The 20,852-nt window shown below is 33.6% G+C and carries 7 protein-coding genes; 6 read left to right on the top strand and 1 reads right to left on the bottom strand.

All coding sequences use genetic code 11. From position 1 onward, the window contains the following. Nucleotide 1 precedes the first annotated feature (1 nt). From HGP29_RS20070 to HGP29_RS20045, 6 genes are all read left to right on the top strand, one after another. Nucleotides 2–1,711, top strand: coding sequence for a SusD/RagB family nutrient-binding outer membrane lipoprotein (locus tag HGP29_RS20070; protein WP_168884216.1), 1,710 nt, complete (start codon nt 2–4; stop codon nt 1,709–1,711). Nucleotides 1,712–1,722: 11 nt separating this feature from the next. Further along, entirely contained in the window at nt 1,723–2,769 is a 1,047-nt protein-coding gene (locus HGP29_RS20065) for a glycoside hydrolase family 99-like domain-containing protein (RefSeq protein WP_168884215.1), read from the top strand. Next, nucleotides 2,770–5,079 (top strand): GH92 family glycosyl hydrolase, encoded by a 2,310-nt coding sequence (locus tag HGP29_RS20060; protein ID WP_168884214.1) that lies wholly within the window; start codon nt 2,770–2,772, stop codon nt 5,077–5,079. A 386-nt stretch (nt 5,080–5,465) separates the two neighbouring features. After that, on the top strand, nt 5,466–8,081 hold the full coding sequence (locus HGP29_RS20055; RefSeq protein WP_168884213.1) for a hypothetical protein: 2,616 nt from the start codon (nt 5,466–5,468) through the stop codon (nt 8,079–8,081). A 969-nt stretch (nt 8,082–9,050) separates the two neighbouring features. Beyond that, entirely contained in the window at nt 9,051–16,589 is a 7,539-nt protein-coding gene (locus HGP29_RS20050; RefSeq protein ID WP_168884212.1) for a fibronectin type III domain-containing protein, read from the top strand. A gap of 100 nt (nt 16,590–16,689) precedes the next feature. Beyond that, on the top strand, nt 16,690–18,528 hold the full coding sequence (locus HGP29_RS20045; protein ID WP_168884211.1) for a hypothetical protein: 1,839 nt from the start codon (nt 16,690–16,692) through the stop codon (nt 18,526–18,528). 109 nt (nt 18,529–18,637) lie between these two features. Here HGP29_RS20045 and HGP29_RS20040 read toward each other — a convergent pair whose 3' ends face one another. Then, the gene (locus tag HGP29_RS20040; RefSeq protein WP_168884210.1) at nt 18,638–20,827 is read right to left on the bottom strand and encodes a glycoside hydrolase family 3 C-terminal domain-containing protein; all 2,190 of its coding nucleotides are present in this window, start codon (nt 20,825–20,827) and stop codon (nt 18,638–18,640) included. Between the last annotated feature and the right edge of the window lie 25 nt (nt 20,828–20,852).

Below are 20,852 nucleotides of genomic sequence, written 5' to 3'. Positions count from 1 at the left end.
AATGAAGAAAATTATATATAACATATCTGTATTTATCTTATTGATTTTTTCAAATTCATGTACCAACCAATTTGAAGAGATTAATTCTAACAGACATGAATATCAGGAAATTGAGCCGGAAATAATTTTTCCAGGTGTAATAAAGAGGAGCCTTGATTATATCAAAGGAGATATGGCGAATCAGATGTATGTTCAGTATTCTCACCAGCAATCGGTGGGTGGTGGTACATTTGCCTCATACTTCTTCTCTCATCCAACAATTACCAACTGGTGGAAATACAATTATGTAGACATTTTACAAAATGTTGATGATGTGATTCTCCAATTCGAAGGCAATGAAGCTTATACGAATAGAGTAGGTATGTTTAAAATTTGGAAAGCATATGTCATGTCAGTTGTCGTAGGTACTTGGGGACCTGTTCCTTACAAGGAAAGTTTAACAGGTGCGTTATCTATTGGTTACGATAGTGAGGAAGAGATTATTATTGATCTTCTTACTCAGCTGAATGAAGTTTATGAAGTGCTAGACCCTACGTTAGATACAATGAATGAACCTGTATTTAACGGAGACGTTGCAAAATGGAAGAAGTTTGCGAATACATTGATCCTAAAACTAGCGATTAGGTATCAAACGACTTCATCAGAATGTAGAGAGTTTGGTAAACTATCACTAGAAAGAGAAGAAGACTTCATCAGTAGTGAAGAAGAAGCAGTAACGGCTTCTTGGGGTACAGCAGAAGAAAACTGGAGCTGGTTCTACAAAAGGTATGTCTTTGTAAGAAATATTGTAAGCTTTAAAGTAGGACACTATTTTCTTACGTTCATGAAAGATCTAAAAGATCCTAGAGTTTCAAAATATGCTCAGAAGCCAGAACTAGATTATTATGTATTAGATACTTTATCGAGAGCTGATGGTTCGAGAGTAGCAGTACAATATGTCGCTCCTTATTTAGGAGCACCAAAAACACTTCAGTTTCATGATAATTGGTTAATGGATGATCAAGACAATCCTTACTCTGGTTTAGGTCGTGAAAGTTTCTCTAATGTTGGAGAAGAATATTTACAGCCTGATTTAGAAGTGACATTCATTGGATATGCTGAAACATGTTTTATCAGAGCAGAAGCAGGTTTATTGAATTGGGGAGGAGGAAAAACACCTCAGGCACTCTATGAAGAAGGTATCATTGCTTCATTTGCTAAAAAAGAAATGTCTGATCAAGTTGATGAGTATTTATCTAATGATGGTGTACGTTGGGGATCATCTTCAGAAGGAGTAAGAGACTTTAGAGGTATTGTATCTTCTAAAATTAGTAGAGGGCCAATTCAACAAGTGATTACACAAAGATGGATTGATGGATATTTCCAACCATTCGATGGATGGTGTCTAATTAGAAGAACGGATTATTTTGATATTCCTCCACACTTTAATGCTTTAGATAGAGGTGGATTAGGAACAAATGTACCGGAAAGAATGGTTTATCCTTCTTCAGAAATGAGTTTAAATGGAGTAGGTTACCAAGAAGGAGTGAGCTTACTAGGTGGTGTAGATTATTTAGATGTTCCTTTAAGTTTCTCAAAAAGAAGAGAATGGAAAGATTGGGGGGCAATGCAACCTGATTTGAACAATGACCTGTTGAGACACTGGTACGGTAGCACTATTGAAGAATTAGATGCTCAAGGAGTAGAATATACTATTGTTGAAGAACTTTAATAAGATAAGAAATGAAAAAAATGTATAGCATTCTTGTTCTTGCTTTAGGTCTATTTGCCTGCCAACAAGAAGAAGAAATCACATCTGAGGATCACTTAATAAATTATGATATTGAGGAAGTTCCTGTTACTGAAGATTACACTGTAGGGGCGTTATATGTAGTAAATAACTGGAACCCTAACATTGAAGAAGTACCCCTAGCAGGACAGTATGTTAATGCTGATGAGGAAGCCATGAGACAGCACATTTTATGGGCCGACTCTGGAGGTGTAGACTATTTCCTTTTGAGATATTCATACCCTACAGTTAATGTAGATAACCAAATCATAGATGCATTCTTACGTCAAAACTCTGACAGTTTATTAAACTTTGCACTGCGTTACAATCCAGTACAAATGAATTTGACGAAGGAAAATACGTTAGAACAACAAGGGAAGAAAGAAGCTTTTATCCAATCATTTAAGGATATGATTCCTTATTTCGATCAACCAAATTATCAGAAAATAGATGATAAATATGTAGTGAATATGATCGCTGCAAACAGATTCTATTGCGATAGCATTGAGCTTGTTTATGAGGAATTAAGAGCAGAAATGAGTGCTTTAGGTTACGATTTATATATCACTGGTGAGCAAACAGGTTGGACACCTCCTGCAAGATTTGAACACTACTATTTTAATGCATTAGATGCCGTAGCATTTACGAATATGTTTAATAATGCATGGTATGATAGACATGTTTTCTTACCTCAGTCACTAGATCAACATTGGCAATACAGCAAAGATTATTATATGACAAAAGGTAATATTGAAATGGTACCTACGGTGGCTCCTTCTATTGACCCAACGATCAATAATCCTAATGCGACCACATTTACCATAGATAGGGACTCAGATTTCTTCTGGTCACTATTAAATGTAGCAAAGAAAAATGTGGGCCCATCTAGAACCATCATAGTTAACTCTTTTAATGATTGGAACTTTAATACCCAATTAGAACCTGCAGATAGCTATGGAAGTACATCTCTTCAATTATTAAAACAACAGACAAAAAGATAAATGAAAAAGAAACTATTAGGTGTGTTACTTATTGGTGCTTTAGGTTGCCAAAAGTTAACAGAAGAAACTAAAGACAAAAACATATCCGCTGCAATGGATTATGTGGACCCATTTATTGGAACTGGCTTTCATGGACATACTTTCCCAGGTGCAACAACACCCAATGGTATGGTACAATTAAGTCCTGATACTAGATTCGAAGGATGGGATGCTTGTGGAGGTTATTATTATGAAGACTCTTCTATCGTTGGTTTTTCACATACTCACTTATCAGGTACTGGTATCGGAGATATGGGAGACGTATTGATGATGCCTTTTACGGGAAAAGCAAAATTATCTCAAGGGCTTCCTGAAGCTCCAGATTCTGGATATCGATCACGTTTTTCTCATGAACAAGAAAGTGCATCACCAGGGTATTACAATGTCAAATTACAAGATTATGATATCGATGTAGAGTTAACGGCATCACCAAGAGTAGGTTTTCATCAGTATACTTTCCCAGAGGCTGAAGAAGCAGGTGTTATTGTAGACCTTTCTCCAACCATCCATATGCACAGAAGCCCTAAACATGAGATTAGAGTTATCAGTGATACGGAAATTGCAGGTATGAAATACACAAAAGGTTGGGCGAATGAGCATTATATCTATTTCTATGCAAAGTTTGACAAACCTTTTAAAGCTTCGGTTTTCGGTAACGACAAGCTTATTGAAGGAAATGTATATGAAGGGAAAAATGCGAAAGCATTATTAAGTTTCAGTACAGACAAGGGGGAAAAGGTAAAAGTGAAGGTAGGTATCAGTAATGTTGATATTGAAGGTGCTAAAAATAACCTTTTCTCAGGTATTGAAGATTGGGATTTTTATGCTCAGAAAGAAAAAGCTGAAGCTTTATGGTCGGATAAGTTATCAACAATAGACATTAAAGGTAAGAGTGAAGAACAAAAGGAAATTTTCTATACATCACTATACCACTCTTTTATTTCTCCTATGAACTATTCTGATGCAGATCATAGATATAGAACTATTGATGGGAAAATAAAAAGAGATGATAATTACGATTCATATACAGTATTCTCGTTATGGGACACTTACAGAACATTACACCCATTAATGACAATTATTGAGCCTTCTCAGAATGAAAAGTATATCCAAACATTATTACGTAAGTATGATGAAGGTGGTATCTTACCAAAATGGGAGTTAGCGGGTAACTACACAGGAACAATGACAGGTTATCATGCAGTACCCGTAATTGTTGATGCATACAGAAAAGGAGATCGTAATTTTGATATCAATAAAGCTTACAAAGCGATGTTGGAAACAAGTACGTTCTCAAGAGACTTAAAATTTGTGGCTCATACTGAATCAGTTAGAGAGAAGCTAATGCCTAATGCTAAATTATACAACGATTCTTTAGGGTATATCCCAGCAGATCTTGAAAATGAATCAGTGTCAAAAGCATTAGAGTATGCATATAATGATTATTGTATCGCACTACTTGCAAAAGAACTAGGAGATGAGAAAGTATACAAGGAGTATCTTGAAAGATCTAAGAGATACAAACAATACTACGATTCTGAAGAAGGTTTCATGAGAGGAAAGCTAAGTACTGGTGGATGGAGAGAACCATTTAACCCAAGATTTAGTAGACACCGTAAGGATGACTATACCGAAGGTAATGCTTACCAATGGAGTTGGTATGTACCACATGATATCGATGGGTTAGCAAATCTTATTGGTAGTAAAGAATTGATGGAGGAAAAATTAGACACATTGTTTATGACAAGTTCTAATTTAGTAGGTGAAGATGTAAGTAATGATATCTCGGGTATGATTGGACAATATGCTCATGGTAACGAACCTAGTCATCATATTGCGTATATGTATAATTATGTTGGTGCTGAACACAAAACTCAGTACATGGCAGACTACTTATTACAAAACCACTATTCTGCAACTCCTGAAGGAATTATAGGTAATGAAGATTGTGGTCAGATGTCTGCTTGGTTTATTATGAGTAGTATGGGATTCTACCCAATGAGCCCTGGTGAGACAACATATACTGTAGGTCGACCATTGTTCGATGAAGTTGAAGTAAAATTAGAAAATGGTAACACTTTTGAAATTGTAGCTCATAATAATAGCTATAGTAACAAGTATATTGACAAAGTACTTTTAGACGGTGTTCAATTGAATGAGCCATTTATTGATCATAAAGATATTTTAAGCGGTAAGAAATTAGAATTCTTTATGACAAGTGAACCGAATGTAAATGCTTTTAAAGAGAATTTGAACCTTTCTAAAAAATAATAAATTTCTGATGTCGCAAAACCTATAAAAAGTAGTCATAATAATGGTAGGTTTTGCGGCATTATTTACATATAAACACAGCACATAGAGTTATTAGAATTATAAAAATTCCGTTCTAAATTGATTAGTGTAAGCACAAAATCTTATAAAAAGGTTTCATATTTACCAAATATGAACACACATTTACCTTTATTGTTATCATATTAGGTAATAATTTTGTGTAAGATGTTTGATTTTAGTAAGTTAAAATAATCAAAAACACAGAATAGATTGCTTTACTGTTACTTTGATAAATGATTTTTTGTACTCTCTTTTATTTGAAGATTGTATATATTTTTGAGCTAGACATCGATTAATAAACCTTCGCTTTATACTTTTTGCCAGTGATGAAGTACTTTTTAATAACTACAATTTCAATATTACTTGTTACTTTTAATTTATTTGCACAATACAAAGGTGGGATAAAATTTAAAAGTCATGATCATGACTTGGAAAGTCGTACATCGTTAATTCTTCTTGAAGGAGCAAAAGTTAATGCTGAAGAAAGAATGGTGTTAACTACTGATATTCTGTTTAATAAAACAAGAAAACATTATTTTGGCTATATCTTGAGAATGATAGATAGTAGCCATAGAAATATTGATATAGTTTATAACTATAATAATCCTGATAACTATAACTTTAGTTTAATATATGATCATGATATTACTCCCATTCAATTTAACTTTGAAGACCAAGAAAGTGCTTTAAATGAATGGACTACATTGGTTTTGGAGGTAGACATTACTAACAATCAATTAACCTTATCAATCGGTGATCAGAGTAAGACTTTGACCTTACCTGAAATACAAAAATTTACAAACTTAAAATATTACTTTGGGGCAAATAATAACCCATATTTTAAGGTACATGATGTAGCACCCGTTACATTGAGAAACATCGAAATTCAACTGGATGACTTACAATTACAGTGGCCGTTAAATGAAAAAGCAGGGACTGTAGTAAATTGTAATCAAGGAGAAGCGTATAATGGGATTGTCAACAATGGTATTTGGTTACATGAGGTACAATCAAAATGGGAGAAAATAGGATCAAGAAGAATTGATGGGTCTTTATTTTACTTTGATGAAGAGAATTCAGATTACTATTTTATGAATAACGATACACTCTACAGAAAGGGTATGTATCAAGAAAAGGCAGAATATATTTTAACGGGGAACTATCCATTTTTTAACGATCCTAACATAAGAGTAGTCGAAAGCCAAAAAGATGAAGTAATTCTTTATAATCTTTTTAAAGATGAATTTTTCAAATTCAATCTTAAGAGTAAACAATTGGTTAAGGCTAATATTCATTTTCCACATAAAAAGAGTACCATCCAGCATATGAGTTGGGTGAATAAAAAGAATTCAGAATTATATATATTCGGAGGTTATGGGAACTATGAATATTCTGGAATACTTTCTAAAGTGGACTTAAATGAGTCTTCTTATAAAGAGATAAATTTTAAAGGAGATATCATCTCACCTAGATATTTTTCTGGTATTGGTCAAGCCACTTCAGGGCACCAATATATTTTTGGTGGTTATGGTAGTATTTCAGGAAAGCAAATTGCTCATCCACAAAACAATTATGATCTTTTCGATTTCGATGAAAACACTAGAACCACAAAAAAGATTGCGACTTGGGAAACAACAGATGAATCGTATATAGTTTCAAGAAATATTATTGTTGATACGCTTAAGCATCAATTTTTAGCACTGACTTACGATAATCATGTGCATAAAAATATTTTAAAGTTAAAACTCTTTGATATTGAATCTTTGAGTGTAAAAACAATTGCGAATACAATTCCATTCGAATTCAATGATACTCAAACAACGGTTCAATTAAAATATGACAAGGAGTACCAAAGACTTTATGCTATTATTCTAAACCGTAAAGGAAAGAAAACAGAGCTTAATTTATTTGCTTTAGATGTTACAGGAAACACGTATTCAAACATTATTGAGAAAGAGGTTGTAACAGCAGAAAATGATCAAATAGATTGGATATATTACTTAATAGGAGCTTTTGTACTAGTGATTTCGTTTATTCTAATTAAGCTTTTCGTTAGTAGAAATACAAAAACAAATGAAGTTCCTGTTCAAGACAAACCACAAGAAGTTAAGAAACCAGAAGAAAAAGTAATTCAAGAAAGTATTCCAGCAGTTACTGAAGAATTAGAAGAAGTTGAGGCAGAAGACTTTATGGAGGATAATAAGATGACATCTGTAATAAACTTCTTTGGTGGTTTCCGAATTATAGATCAGAACGGTAAAGATATTTCAAATAAGTTTACACCATTAATAAAGCAAATTTTCTTATTGATAAGTTTGTCACAATTCCATAATGGAAGGGGAGTAACTGTCGAACAAATGACGGATGTATTCTGGAATGACATGCCTTTGAAAAAAGCAAGAAATAATAGAAGTGTAAATATTGCTAAGTTAAAACAGTTATTTAAACTGATTGGTAATATCAAGTTGGTAAAAACTGGAGATTTCTGGAACTTAGAATTTGACCAAACTGTAACGTTTCCACTCTTTGAACTAAAGGTATTGTTGGAAAAAGATCAATCGATTGAAAACCTTAAAGAAATAACAAAAATCCTTAAAAATGGTAAGTTACTTTACGGAACAGACTATTCATGGATTGAAGAGATGATGGCCCAAATAACTAATGGGATCATTGAAAAATTATATAACTATTTAACAAGTGAGACGTTATCATTAACGGTAAAAGATAAGCTAAAAATTAGTGACTTAATCTTGAAGTATGATGCATTAAATGAAGAAGCAATTCATATTAAATGTCAGATATATACCTCTCAAGGTATGCATAGTATGGCAAAAGATACATTCGAAAAGTTTGAACAAGAATATTCTCTTTTATACAATGAGAAGTTTGATTTAGACTACAATGAATTTCTTAAATCTGACCTTACTTCAAATCAGATATAACATATAAATTAATGAAATAGTAGATCATTAAATGTTGATTTATTTGAAGAGGAGCATCTTCTATAAGTTAGCAGAAGTGGGAGCTTAAGAAGCCCACTTCTGCTGTTCTTACAGCACAGTAATCTTCATTTTTGGAACATACTCTTTCATTAGAAATAGCTAAAACTCACCATTCCAAATTCTACTAATTCAAGAAAAAATAAATAACTAAAATTCAGATACTGCTTCTTTTTAAATAGGTAGAATAACTGGATGAGTAGTTGGGAAAGGCTTTAAATACCCTTAACTGAATTGCTATACTGTTATCATTGAGTTCTATTATTTTCATATAGCTTTATATCTCTTGTAATCTTACAGTGTGAGATCTAATTAGGAAACTATACGAGTAAGAAGAACCAGTAAAAGATGTTACAGAAACACATATAGATACCAACCTAAACTAAGAAAGTACTTTAAGGTCTTATGTTTAGAATATGACCTTGTAAAGGTCTAACATATAGAAGAGCAATGCATCATATTAGATCCTTGAAACAACTGAAAATCAGATCTCTTTTAAGATTCTAACGGATGATAATAATAGATTAAGAAACCATTAATTATGGAGTCGAAGTAATTCTGACTCTATTAGTATAAACAACACAAAAAAACATGAAATTATCAAATAATAGGAAATAGATTAAAGTCAAATAATTGATTAATAATATTCATTTAAATTAATGATAATCAACCACATACACACTAATTAATACTTAATTAATTCACCATTAGAATACTGTTATCGATATCTACGTACTTCATGATATCAATTTTGAATTCTTACTTATTGATTAAGTTGAAATGAAAAAACATCTATTCTCTAGCGGTTGATCTAGTATCAACAGATTATTATTAATACTCTAATTTTTTACTTGTAGAGTATTTATTACAAAATGAAATGATTACATAACTTTACTTTATTAGTAAACAACAATGAACAAAAAAATACAACTCTTTTATTTCTTCATACTTTTTGCTCATCTCACCTTTGCTAAAGACATTTATGTTTCTGCAGGGGGAGATAATGGTAATGATGGAACTTCGCTAGAAAATGCAGTCGCAGATTTAAATGCCGCATTTTTATTAACATCTCATGATGATGTAATTATCGTTGATGGTACTGCTGGTGTTATTTATCATCCAAGTGCTTTTGGGGTCTCTAAGAGATTAAACATCAAAGGGCAAAACAATGCTATTATTGATGCAAAATTAGCAGACGGTACTATTAACAATAAGATCTTTAATTATACCCATACAGGTGATGGTACTTACTTAACAGTGGAGAACATCACATTCAAAAATGGTAACGGATATTTTGGTACTGGTTATCAACAAGGTGGTGGATTCTTGGTAAAAACTACAGGTATCTTAACTTTTAAAGATTGTGTATTTGAAGGACATACATCTACAAAACATGGTGGTGTATTTTCAATTCAACAAGGTACTGTTGTTTTTGAGTCTTGTGTATTTAATAACAATACTTTAGCAAGCTCTAATGGTGGTGTTATTTATGCAGAATCAGATCTACCTGTTGATATTACTTTATCTGAATGCTTATTTACAAATAATGTTGTAGGAAATCATGGTGGAGTATTTAATCTACTTTTTAAAGACCATGCTACAGACACTAATGCAAAAAGCTTTAAAGTAATTAATAGTACTTTTTATAATAACTCTTGTACAAAGTCTGGAGGTGTATTAAACGATATTAGTACAGGTGCAGCAACCATCGAGCTTGAGAATATAACAATTTCTGATAATAAAACAGATGGAAATTCTGGGAACTCAGGTGGATTAATGTTGAATAGTACAACATCAACATACCTTATAGAGAACAGTATTATTTATGGTAACAAGTCATTTGCTAATGGAGAAGTAATCTCTGATTTATCAATGAACGATGCTGCTAAAATCACTATTAAGTCTTCTATATTTGGAGCTATCATTAAAAATGATTTGGCCATTATCGAGGATACTGACAATGTGAATACTTCAATAGATGATTCATCTATTTATGGTACAGTAGAATCGGCTACAAATGATAATATTCCTGTTCTTACTTTAACATATGATGCTGTAAATGGTGTATTTACTTTTGCTGATGATGCATTACCTGTAGACTTTGCAGATGCAACGTTATTATCTGGAAGTGATGAACACTCATTGTTAGAGGATCAATTAGGCAAAGTCAGAAAAGTTGAAAATAATAAAATTGATGCGGGTGCCTATCAGTTAGATGGTTCTATTACTGTAGATGAAGTGTTAACGGATAATACTCCACCAACAGATCCAAGTAATATTGCTTTCTCAACAGTTACAGAAACTAGTTTTGATGTTTCTTGGACGGCAGCTACAGATGCGGTATTGTTCGGTCATTATGAAGTGCAATTGAACGATGAAACACCAATCTCAACAACAGAGTTATCGACATCTTTCAGTGACCTAACATTGAGTACTGAATATACTGTAAAGGTAACTGCTGTGGACTTTAATGGTAATAAATCAAATGTAGTTGAAGCAAAACAAACAACTGCAGGAATGATTACTCCTGTTATTCCAACAGACCTTGCAGTAGCAAATGTTACTTCTGTTTCTGCAGTAGTTTCATGGCAATCTACAGAGCCTTCAGGATTAACTTATGTAGTTATCGAAGGTACTAACGAATACGAAACTTCTGAACTTACTTATACATTAGAAGGTCTAATACCTGCTACTGAATACTCAATTACAGTAAAGTCAAAAAATGAAAATGATGAGATCTCAGAAGCAAGTACTACGTTAACGTTTACAACATCATCGTATGTTCCAAAAACGATTTATGTAAAAGCAGGAGATGATGCAGGCAATGATGGTCTTTCACCAGAGGCGCCAGTAGCTACTATAATAAGTGCTTACAATAAAGCTGAAGATGGGGATGTAATTGAAGTTGATGGTACAATCGTTTATGATACATCAATCGGAATTAAAAAGAACATTACTATTAGAGGCGTTAATAACGCAACTTTAGATGCTCAAGATGCATTGAAGTTCTTCAACTTCGATAAATCGGAAGAGGATAGTTATTTAAATTTGGAAAACATTACTTTCAAAGGTAGTAACGGTAAATACAATGGTGGTAATGCTCAAGTGGGTGGTGCTATGTTGTTAAACTCACCAGGTAAAGTAAAGATTTCTGGATGTACTTTTGAAGGAAATACAACTTCATTAAATGGCGGTGTAATTGCTTTCCAAAATGGTGAACTTGATATCATCAAATCAGTATTCAAAAACAATACTATTTCTTCTGCAGAAGGATCAACTGCAAGTGGTAGTGTGCTTCATGTTTCTTCAACAGCAAAATCAGTAAAATTAAATATCGACCAAAGTGTATTTAGAGAAAATACTTCTTTAAAGCATGGTGGTGTGATCAATGTTGAAACGAATGCAAGTGGTAACAGATTTGATATCTCTATTCAGAACTCAACAATATACGGTAACCAAACGGCTACTGCAGGCGGTGTTATTTTCTTAGGAAATACAGGTGTAGGTACATTAGATCTTACAAACGTGACCATAACGAATAATAGCACTCTAGCTAACGGAGGAAACTGTGGTGGTATCCGCTCAATTAATGAGGATGCAGTAGTAACAATCAATAACTCTATTATTTATGGTAACTGGTCTAACTTTGGTCAGAGTACACAAGTAATGTCAGATGTTTCTACAAACGATTATACAAACTTCACAGTCAATCACAGTATCATTGGAGCATTGGTATCTTCGAACACACTTAGTGGTGTGGAATATGTAAACGGAACAGTAAGCGGATCAACTGCAAGTGATGTTCCTGAGTTAACATTAGAGGCAATCAATGATGACAATGTTGTTGCTTTTGCAAGTGATGCAATTGCTGCAAACTTTGGTTCTGCATCTTACTTATCAGCTGCTCCAGCAAATGGTACTTTCTTAGTAGATCAGTTAGATAATGTAAGAAAAGTAAAAGAAGGTAAAATCGATGTTGGTGCTTACCAAGTAGATGCAAAAGTAAATGTTGAGGATGCATTAAATGATAATGTAGTTCCTTCAGATGTCACGAATATTGTATTCAGCGAAGTTGAATATAGTTCATTTGTAGTAACATGGGATGCATCAACAGATAACACAGATGTTGATTATTACAAAGTTCAGTTAGGTGAAGAAGATCAGATCTCAGTATTTGGTTTAACATATAAGTTCGAAGAATTAGAAGCGGAAACTGCCTATGAGGTGAAAGTAATTGCAGTTGATATCGCTGGAAATATGTCAAATGTAGTGAGTAATACAACGACTACAGCAGAAGCTCCAGTTTCTTTCCCTACTCCAGTTCTTCCAACAAATGTAATGGTATCAGACATTTCTCAAACGGAGGCAACAGTGACTTGGGATGACCCTGCAGTTGAAGGTTTATCATTTGAAGTAAAAGTTGGTGATGACATATTTGAGACTACAGAGCTTACATACACTCTGGAAGGTCTTACTGCCAATACGGATTATGAAGTGTCTGTTCTTTCTAAAAACGAAAATGATGAGAAATCATCTGAAACAGAACTTGTATCATTTAAAACATTAGAGGAGGTAGCTCAAGAAGAAAAAACACTTTATGTAAGTACTAGTGGTGATGATGGACAAGATGGTCTTTCATTAGAAACAGCATTAGCAACTTTAAATAAAGCAGTTGAACTATCAAATCCTAAGGATAAAATTATCATTGACGGTACAGTGAGTCAAACGCAAGTAGCTGCAATCGTTCATGAATTAGAAATTGTTGGTCAAAACAATGCAACAATTGATGCAGGTAATACGACAAAGATCTTAACGTATTCAGATGTTACTGAAGGAACTTCATTAGTAATAGAAAATGTTCGTTTCATCAATGCAAATGGTGATAATAATGGTGTAGCTGAAGTAGGTGGTGCCATTCAGATGAGTAGTGTGGGTGAATTGAAATTGGTGAATTGCTCATTTGAAAATAACACATCAGCAAAACCAGCCGGAACGCTTATTATCCAAAATGGTGTGGTAAATATTTACGGAACATCATTTATAAATAACAAAGCGGATTTACAAGAGAACTCTGAGGGTGAACTTGTTGGTTCAAATGCAGGAGCAATTTTGGTTAATTCAGGTGCAAATGAAGTTTTCTTAAATGTTTATGAATCGTACTTCAAAGGGAATAGTTCTACAAACCATGGTGGTGCTATTACTATGGAAGGAACAGCAAATAATAACAATGTTTATATAAAGAACTCAACAATATCAGAAAACTCAACAGTTAACGCTGGTGGTGCGATATTTATTGGTAATAATGTTCCAGGATCTCTAGTTTTAGAAAATGTTACATTGACAAAAAATGAAACAACAAATAATTCTGGTAACGGCGCTGGTATTAGAGTAGTAAGTGGAGTGGTTACACTTCAGATCAATAACTCAATCTTAGCTCACAATTTGAGTAGTGTTGGAAAAGCAGAAGAAATCTATTCAGATATATCTTTGAAGCCTAATCCAAATATAAGTGTAAACTCATCAATTATTTCATCTGTTCTTGAAGGTGATGCTTATGGTACGTTTACTGCTGATGACAATGTATTATTTGGTAAACTATCAGGTTCTACACTTACAGACGAACCAACATTGGTTATTAATGATATTAACGATGATGGTGTTGTCACATTTGCTGCGGATGCATTACCTGTAGGTTTTGCTAAGAGTGATTTGGCTACAAAAGCAGATGATCATAATCTTTTAGTGGATCAATTAGGTTTCGTAAGAGCAGTAAAAAATGGTCGTATCGACTGTGGTGCTTATCAGTTAGATGGTAAATATGATTTAGCTACTGTATTAAATGACAGTGAGGCTCCTTCAGCAGTTGCTAATCTTTCGATCTCAGAAAGTAATGTAACATCTTTAACGGCTTCATGGGAAGCAGCAACGGATAACCTTGATATTGCATTCTATGAATTGATGTTGAATGATGGCACACCAACATTTGCAGATGGTTCATCTACTTCATATACTTTTGAAGATCTGACTGCAGAAACAGGTTATACAGTGAAAGTGATTGCTCATGATTATGCGGGTAATACATCTTCTGCAGAAGAAGTTTCTGGAGAAACAGAGGAAGTACCTGATGATTTACCAATACCGGTTGTTCCTACGAATGTAGTAGTAAGTACTATCACACAAAATTCAGCAGTAGTTACTTGGGATGATCCAGCTGTCGAAGGTTTATCTTTCAGAGTTTTGATTGGAGATGATACATATGATGCTGACAATAATTCAGTGACAATCGATGGCTTATCACCAAATACAGAATATACACTTACTGTGGTTTCTTTAAATGCTGCCAACGAACTTTCAGAAAGCAGTGATGAAGTGATGTTCACAACATTAGAAGAGCAAACAGGAGAGGAAGGCGATCAAAAAGATATCTATGTAAGTAGTACTGGTAATAATGATAACGATGGTTTAACATTAGAAAATGCTGTAGCCGATTTAGTAACTGCCTATAATTTAGCTGTTGATGGAGACAGAATTATTATTGATGGTACGGTGAATCATAATTCTTATTTTGCTTTCGTAAAACGATTGGAAGTTATTGGTCAGAATAATGCGACGCTAGATGCTTCTAACTCAACGAAGTTCTTTGGTTATACAGATAAAAATGATGGTGCTTCTCTTAAGTTAGAAAACATCACATTTGTGAATGGTAACAGTATGATACCTGGAGACGGTGGTGCTGTTGGTCAATTAGGTGGTGCAATTTTAATCAATTCTTCTGGAGAGGTTGAAATTAATAATTGTACATTCAGTAATAATACAACAACCAAAGGTGGTGGTGCATTAGCAATTCAATCAGGTACTGTTAATATTATAGGATCTACTTTCGTAGGTAATGAAACGGTAGTTGATGGAGATTTCTCACCTAATGGTGGTGCAATCCTAATTAATTCAGGAGCTGGTGATTGTAATGTGAATATCTATCAGACTTTGATTAAAGACAATGTATCTGTTAGCCATGGTGGAGGTATCATTATTGAAGGTGTTACTAATAATAATAAGGTATTTATTCAGAACTCTACCCTTTACAACAATGTTACGACAAATGCAGGTGGTGCAATTTTCATTGCTGGTAAAGATGTAGGTAAGTTGACTGTAGAAAACAGTACTCTGACTAAAAACTATACATTAAATAATACAGGTAATGCCGCGGGTATTAGAAGTGTTAACCTGGAGTATGAGGTATTAGTGAACAACTCAATTATTTATAACAATATGAGTTTCTACAATTCTGGAAATGAGTTGATGTCAGATATTTCATTTAAAGTTGGAGTAGTTGCTGAAATAAATTCTTCAATTTTAGGTTCAGTTGTAGAGTCTAACAACAATGCAATGTTTACTGGTGACGGTAGAACGCAGTATGGTACTATTGTAGGATCAACTTTATCAAATGTTCCATCATTAACGTTATATGATATTGATGATAGAGGTGTAGTTGGTTTTGATGAAGACGCTTTGCCTGTAGGTTTTGCAAAAGTAGAATTCTACACAAAAGATGAAAATAGTCAGTATATGGCCGATCAATTAGACAACCTTCGTTTAAGTCAAGAAGGAAGAATTGATTGTGGAGCTTATCAATTAGATGGATCAATCAATGTAAGTGATTTAGAAAATGATTCACAAGCTCCTACTGATCCTGCTAACGTTACTGTAACTTCAGTATCTACAAAATCAATTACACTTGAGTGGGACATTTCTACAGATGATGTTGCTGTGTCACACTACCTTGTAAGTATTAATGACGAAGAGCCTATTAGTGTATTAGAAAATGAGTATACATTTACAGGACTTTCAGAATTGACTACATATACAATGACAGTTCAAGCAGTAGATTATGTAGATAACAAGTCAGAAGTGATCACTATCACACAACAAACTGATGGTTTAAAAGAGCCACTTTTACCTACTGACATTGAAGTAACTGAAATTACAGCTTCAACGGCAAAAGTAAGTTGGACTGTAGCAGATACTAAAGGACTAACTTTTGTAGTTAGCTTACAAGGTGAATGGTTCGAGACAGAAGAATCATCAATAGAATTAACAGGCCTAGATAACGATAGAGAATATAGTGTAACTGTATTTTCTAGAAATGAAGATGGAGAAACATCTGAAGAATCAGAAGCTGTATTCTTCACTACGTTAGCTGAAAATGTAATTTCTTCATTAGATCCAAGCCAGATTCAATTCAATGCTTTCCCTAACCCATCAACAGATCTTATGACGGTGAAGGTAGGGTTATCTAACTACAATGTTGAGGTGTATGACTTATCAGGTAGAAAAGTTTATACAATTGATAATGTAGATCAAGAATGTACACTACAATTAAAAACTGGTGTATATGTATTAAGAATTCTGTCTAAAGAATATACTTTGACAAAAAGAGTTGTCTTTAACTAAATAAAATAATGCTCACTTTTTGGGGCTATCCCTAAGAAGTGAGCACTACTATATATTTCTTCAAAATTCAGAACTAACGTCAACCACATAAATGAAGCTCATGAAATCTGTATTATTGATTATCCAGTTATTGCTAGTTACTTTCAATGTTTTTGCAGAAGGTAATAAAAAAGTTTTCGCATTTAATAATATCCTATTTGTCAATACTCCTGATAAGGGCGTTTTACCAAGGTTAAATGCAAAAAATTATTTATATGATAAGAATAGAAATTGGATGGACAACGATCAATTGTTCTATCCTGTTGTTGCAGATTTGGCAACACAAATGTCATTAAATGATGCTGTTGATTTTGAAATGCAAAGTGCTATGGCAATGGGCATAGATGGCTTTTCATTTATTTATACAACTACAAAAGAGAAAAGACTATATAACCGCTTTGATCAAATTATTGAAGCATATTTCAATGTAGCAAAGGAAAAAAATTATCCTTTCTATTTTAATCTGTGTATAAAGTTCGAACCTAATATACCTATTGACGAAGCCATTGCTGACGCTTCCAATATTCTAAAGAAATATTCTAACGTAAAATTTGCGAATTCTAAACATTGGCATGTTGAAGATGGGAAGAAGATGATAGTTCTTACAAAAGTAAAGAGCTTGATCACAAAGGAAGAGAAGAAACAGCTAATTAATGTTGCAGATAAGGACCTTGATATGAGTATCTTATTTGATAGAATTGATCAAATCAGTGCAGTAACTCAAGGAGATTATAACTTTATCTATACTAGTATTTGGCCAGGAAGAAAAGAAGAAATCTTACAAGCAAGTAATAAGTTCTATTCAGCTAGAATGGAGGCATTTTACATGAGAAATGATAAACTTGTGAAGCAATACAGTAATAGATTAAAATCAGTGAATGCTCCTTTTGTTCATACCATTTTCCATGATCATGTTTCTAGTTATTATGTAGATCGAGCAACTAAAAAGAGGATACCTAGATCTTTTGCAGAGAAAAAGCAAATGGGTCCAGACGAATTTTACAGAGAGCATGATGACTTGGGTTTAACAAAAGGAATAAGATTAGGATTTGAACAAGCCAAAAAATATAATTCCTCTCTTGTATTTTTAAACTCATGGAATATGTTTATTGAAGGATCGCAATTTAGACAAGATTTTAATCATGGTTTTGGTCTAAGTCCGATGACTAATACTTTAATTAAACTTTGGAAAAATGAAGAAATAGATCCTGTTATTTTTGTAGCCTTTAAGAATAGGATGACAGAAGATAAGTCTTTATTAGAATATAAAGTAAGACTTAAAGTGGGTAGTCCTCAATATTCTAAGGATTCTATTGAGATTGTAACCTATTCTAATGTACCTGCAAAACTAGTCATTAACGGTACACCTGTTAGAGATCTTGTAGAAGGTTTGAATGTGAAAACTATTCCATGGCAAGAAGGAAATATTGATGTTTCTTTAAAGAAGGGTTCGAAAGAAATAGCTTCTTTCAACTCATTAAGAGAGGTGAGAAGCTTAAAAGTAAGAAATCAATCATCCACTATTTATTTATCTAGTGAGGATAATAATTACCTAGAAGGGATTATTGATATTTTAGCTGTACAAGAAGTGAATTATTTCGATAAGAGATTCTTACTGGAACAGAAAAAGAAAGAAATGTGGATCTTATTGGAGAAAGAGAGAATGAGAAATCATATCACGAATATCACTCTAAATGAAACAAATGGAGCAAGGTTTGATCAAATAAAAAAGAAAGAAAATATTGAATATGAAAAAGAAGTGAAGAAACTATTATCTGAATTTCACTTCGAAGTTTGGCAAGATCTAAAAGCAGAAAAATTACTAGAAATAGATGCTACACTTAGTAAGTTCAATATATTTGACTTGAATAACTCTTACAATATACTTGACTTTAAATAGGAGAAATTAAAATAAGGCTTAGGATAAACACCTAAGCCTTATTTTATTTAAACCAAAACAAAAAATAGCCACTTCAACATCTTATTTAAGAGTTCATCATTCACAAAAACTACTGCAATATTATTTCAGTTACAACTGGAGTTGCAGCACCCAATTCTAAACTTCTCTGACTTGGCAAAGCATTACCAATAGCAATACGATAGCTTCCCTTATACCATTCTTGCTTTCCATCATTATTATATAGAAGAAAATCATCAGAGTGAAGGTCGAACTGTATACTTTTAATTTCACCGCTTGGTATATGTTTTTTAGTAAAAGCCTTTAAAATATATTTTGGAGTTTGGGGTGTAACTTTAGGAGGAATCAGATAGACTTGAATTACGTCTTCAGCATCTAATTCACCTGTGTTTTTTATATCAATAGAAAGGCGTAGTGTTTCTCCTCTTTTCAACTTCTTTGTTGATTGTGTGATACGCTGGTATTGAAAAGAAGTATAGCTTAACCCAAACCCAAAAGGATATTGAGGTTCATGTTCCATAAACTTGTATGTTCTACCTTCCATACTGTAGTCATCAAAAGCGGGCAACTGATCAATATTTTTCGGGAATGTAATCGGCAAATGACCTGAAGGAACGACATCTCCAAATAGAATATCAGCGACTGCATTTCCTCCTTGTTCACCAGGATACCAGATTTGTAAGATTGCATCGCAATGCTCTTCAACATTTTCTAGAGTAACAGGACTGCCGCTGGCAACAATCAATACAATAGGGCCTTTACTGTGCTTTTTTAGTTCAGAGATATATTGTACTTGATTTTTGGGTAGAGATAATGAAACTCTATCGCCTGTGTTCTGAGACGCGATAGCATCGACTTCCTCGCCTTCCATATCTGCAGAAGTCCCTACTACACAAATTGTAACATCAGATTCTCCTGCAACAAATGGAGCCCAATTTTTTGAATTAATATTGTCATGAAAGGGCAGAACACCACTTCTATAGTTAAGAGAAGTTCCTAAAGGTAGTGCATTGGCTATTCCTTCTAATATTGTCACCATATTCGGACTAATACCATAATAACTTCCCATCAGCATATCCGAAGAATTAGCAAATGGGCCTGTAACATATGGGGTTTGCAAGTCTTTAGATAAAGGCAAGATGTGGTCTTTATTTTTTAGAAGAACAATGGAGCTTTCCGCAACTTTCTTTGAAAGTTGAACATGTGTTTCTGAGTGAATAGTTGAAGGACTAATATTCCAATAAGGATTCAGTGCTTGACCGTCAAAAAGACCAAGTCTAAATCTGGTTTTGAAAAGTTGAGTCACTCTTTGGTGTAATAATTCTTCAGTGATGTATCCTTCTTCTAATGCCTTTTCTAGGTAATGATAATTTGTACCACAATTTAAATTAGTTCCAGCAAGTAATGCGGCAGCTGCACCTTCTTCGTATGTTTCTTTATAATGTATCCTTTGAGAGATGTTATACAAAGCTCCACAATCAGAAGTGATGTAGCCATCAAAATTCCATTGTTTTTTTAGAATATCATCCAGAAGATAGATACTTGCGGTAGCTGGAACTCCATTGACAGCATTGTATGCTCCCATTACCCCTTCGACTTTTCCTTCAATAACTAATTGTTTAAATGCAGGTAGATAAGTTTCATTTAAATCTTTCGGTGATGGAGTAACATCAAATGTATGTCGTAATGCTTCAGGCCCTGAATGAACAGCAAAATGTTTGGCACATGCTGCTGTCTTTAAATAGGTGGGATGATTTCCCTGTAAACCTTGGACAAATGCTACCCCCATTTCGCTAGTGAGTAAAGGGTCCTCTCCAAAAGTTTCTTGTCCTCGTCCCCATCGGGGGTCTCTAAAAATATTGACATTAGGAGACCAGAAGGTAATGCCCGCATATTTCCCTTGATTGCCCTTTTGTTGTGCGACCATATACTTAGCGATAGCTTCATCTGATATAGCTTCCGCTACTTTTCTTGCAAGTGTAGTATCAAAAGTAGCTGCGAGAGCAATATTTTGAGGGAAAATTGTGGCTTTGCCGTTTCTCGCTACACCATGTAAGGCTTCATTCCACCAATTATATGCAGGAACTTGGAGTCGAGAAATTGCCGGAGCATCATTCATCATCTGCTCGATTTTTTCTTTATTACTCATTTGCGATACTAAGATATCGACTCTTTCCTCTAAGGGAAGATTAGTATTATAAAAAGAAAAATCAACAGATTTATTTTGACCAAAGAGCGAGAAAACTTGGAAAAAAATAAAGACAAGTAGTAAATGTTTCATTAGTTCAATTCATATTCAATGACAT

This window comes from Flammeovirga agarivorans (genome assembly GCF_012641475.1).
GTDB lineage: Bacteria > Bacteroidota > Bacteroidia > Cytophagales > Flammeovirgaceae > Flammeovirga > Flammeovirga agarivorans.
Note: the sequence above shows the minus strand (reverse complement) of the source record. Positions and strands in the feature narration are given on the sequence as shown.

Coding starts and splice junctions, on each gene's coding strand:
- HGP29_RS20070 (WP_168884216.1), top strand. CDS start 2: ATGAAGAAAATTATATATAACATATCTGTATTTATCTTATTGATTTTT.
- HGP29_RS20065 (WP_168884215.1), top strand. CDS start 1,723: ATGAAAAAAATGTATAGCATTCTTGTTCTTGCTTTAGGTCTATTTGCC.
- HGP29_RS20060 (WP_168884214.1), top strand. CDS start 2,770: ATGAAAAAGAAACTATTAGGTGTGTTACTTATTGGTGCTTTAGGTTGC.
- HGP29_RS20055 (WP_168884213.1), top strand. CDS start 5,466: ATGAAGTACTTTTTAATAACTACAATTTCAATATTACTTGTTACTTTT.
- HGP29_RS20050 (WP_168884212.1), top strand. CDS start 9,051: ATGAACAAAAAAATACAACTCTTTTATTTCTTCATACTTTTTGCTCAT.
- HGP29_RS20045 (WP_168884211.1), top strand. CDS start 16,690: ATGAAATCTGTATTATTGATTATCCAGTTATTGCTAGTTACTTTCAAT.
- HGP29_RS20040 (WP_168884210.1), bottom strand. CDS start 20,827: ATGAAACATTTACTACTTGTCTTTATTTTTTTCCAAGTTTTCTCGCTC.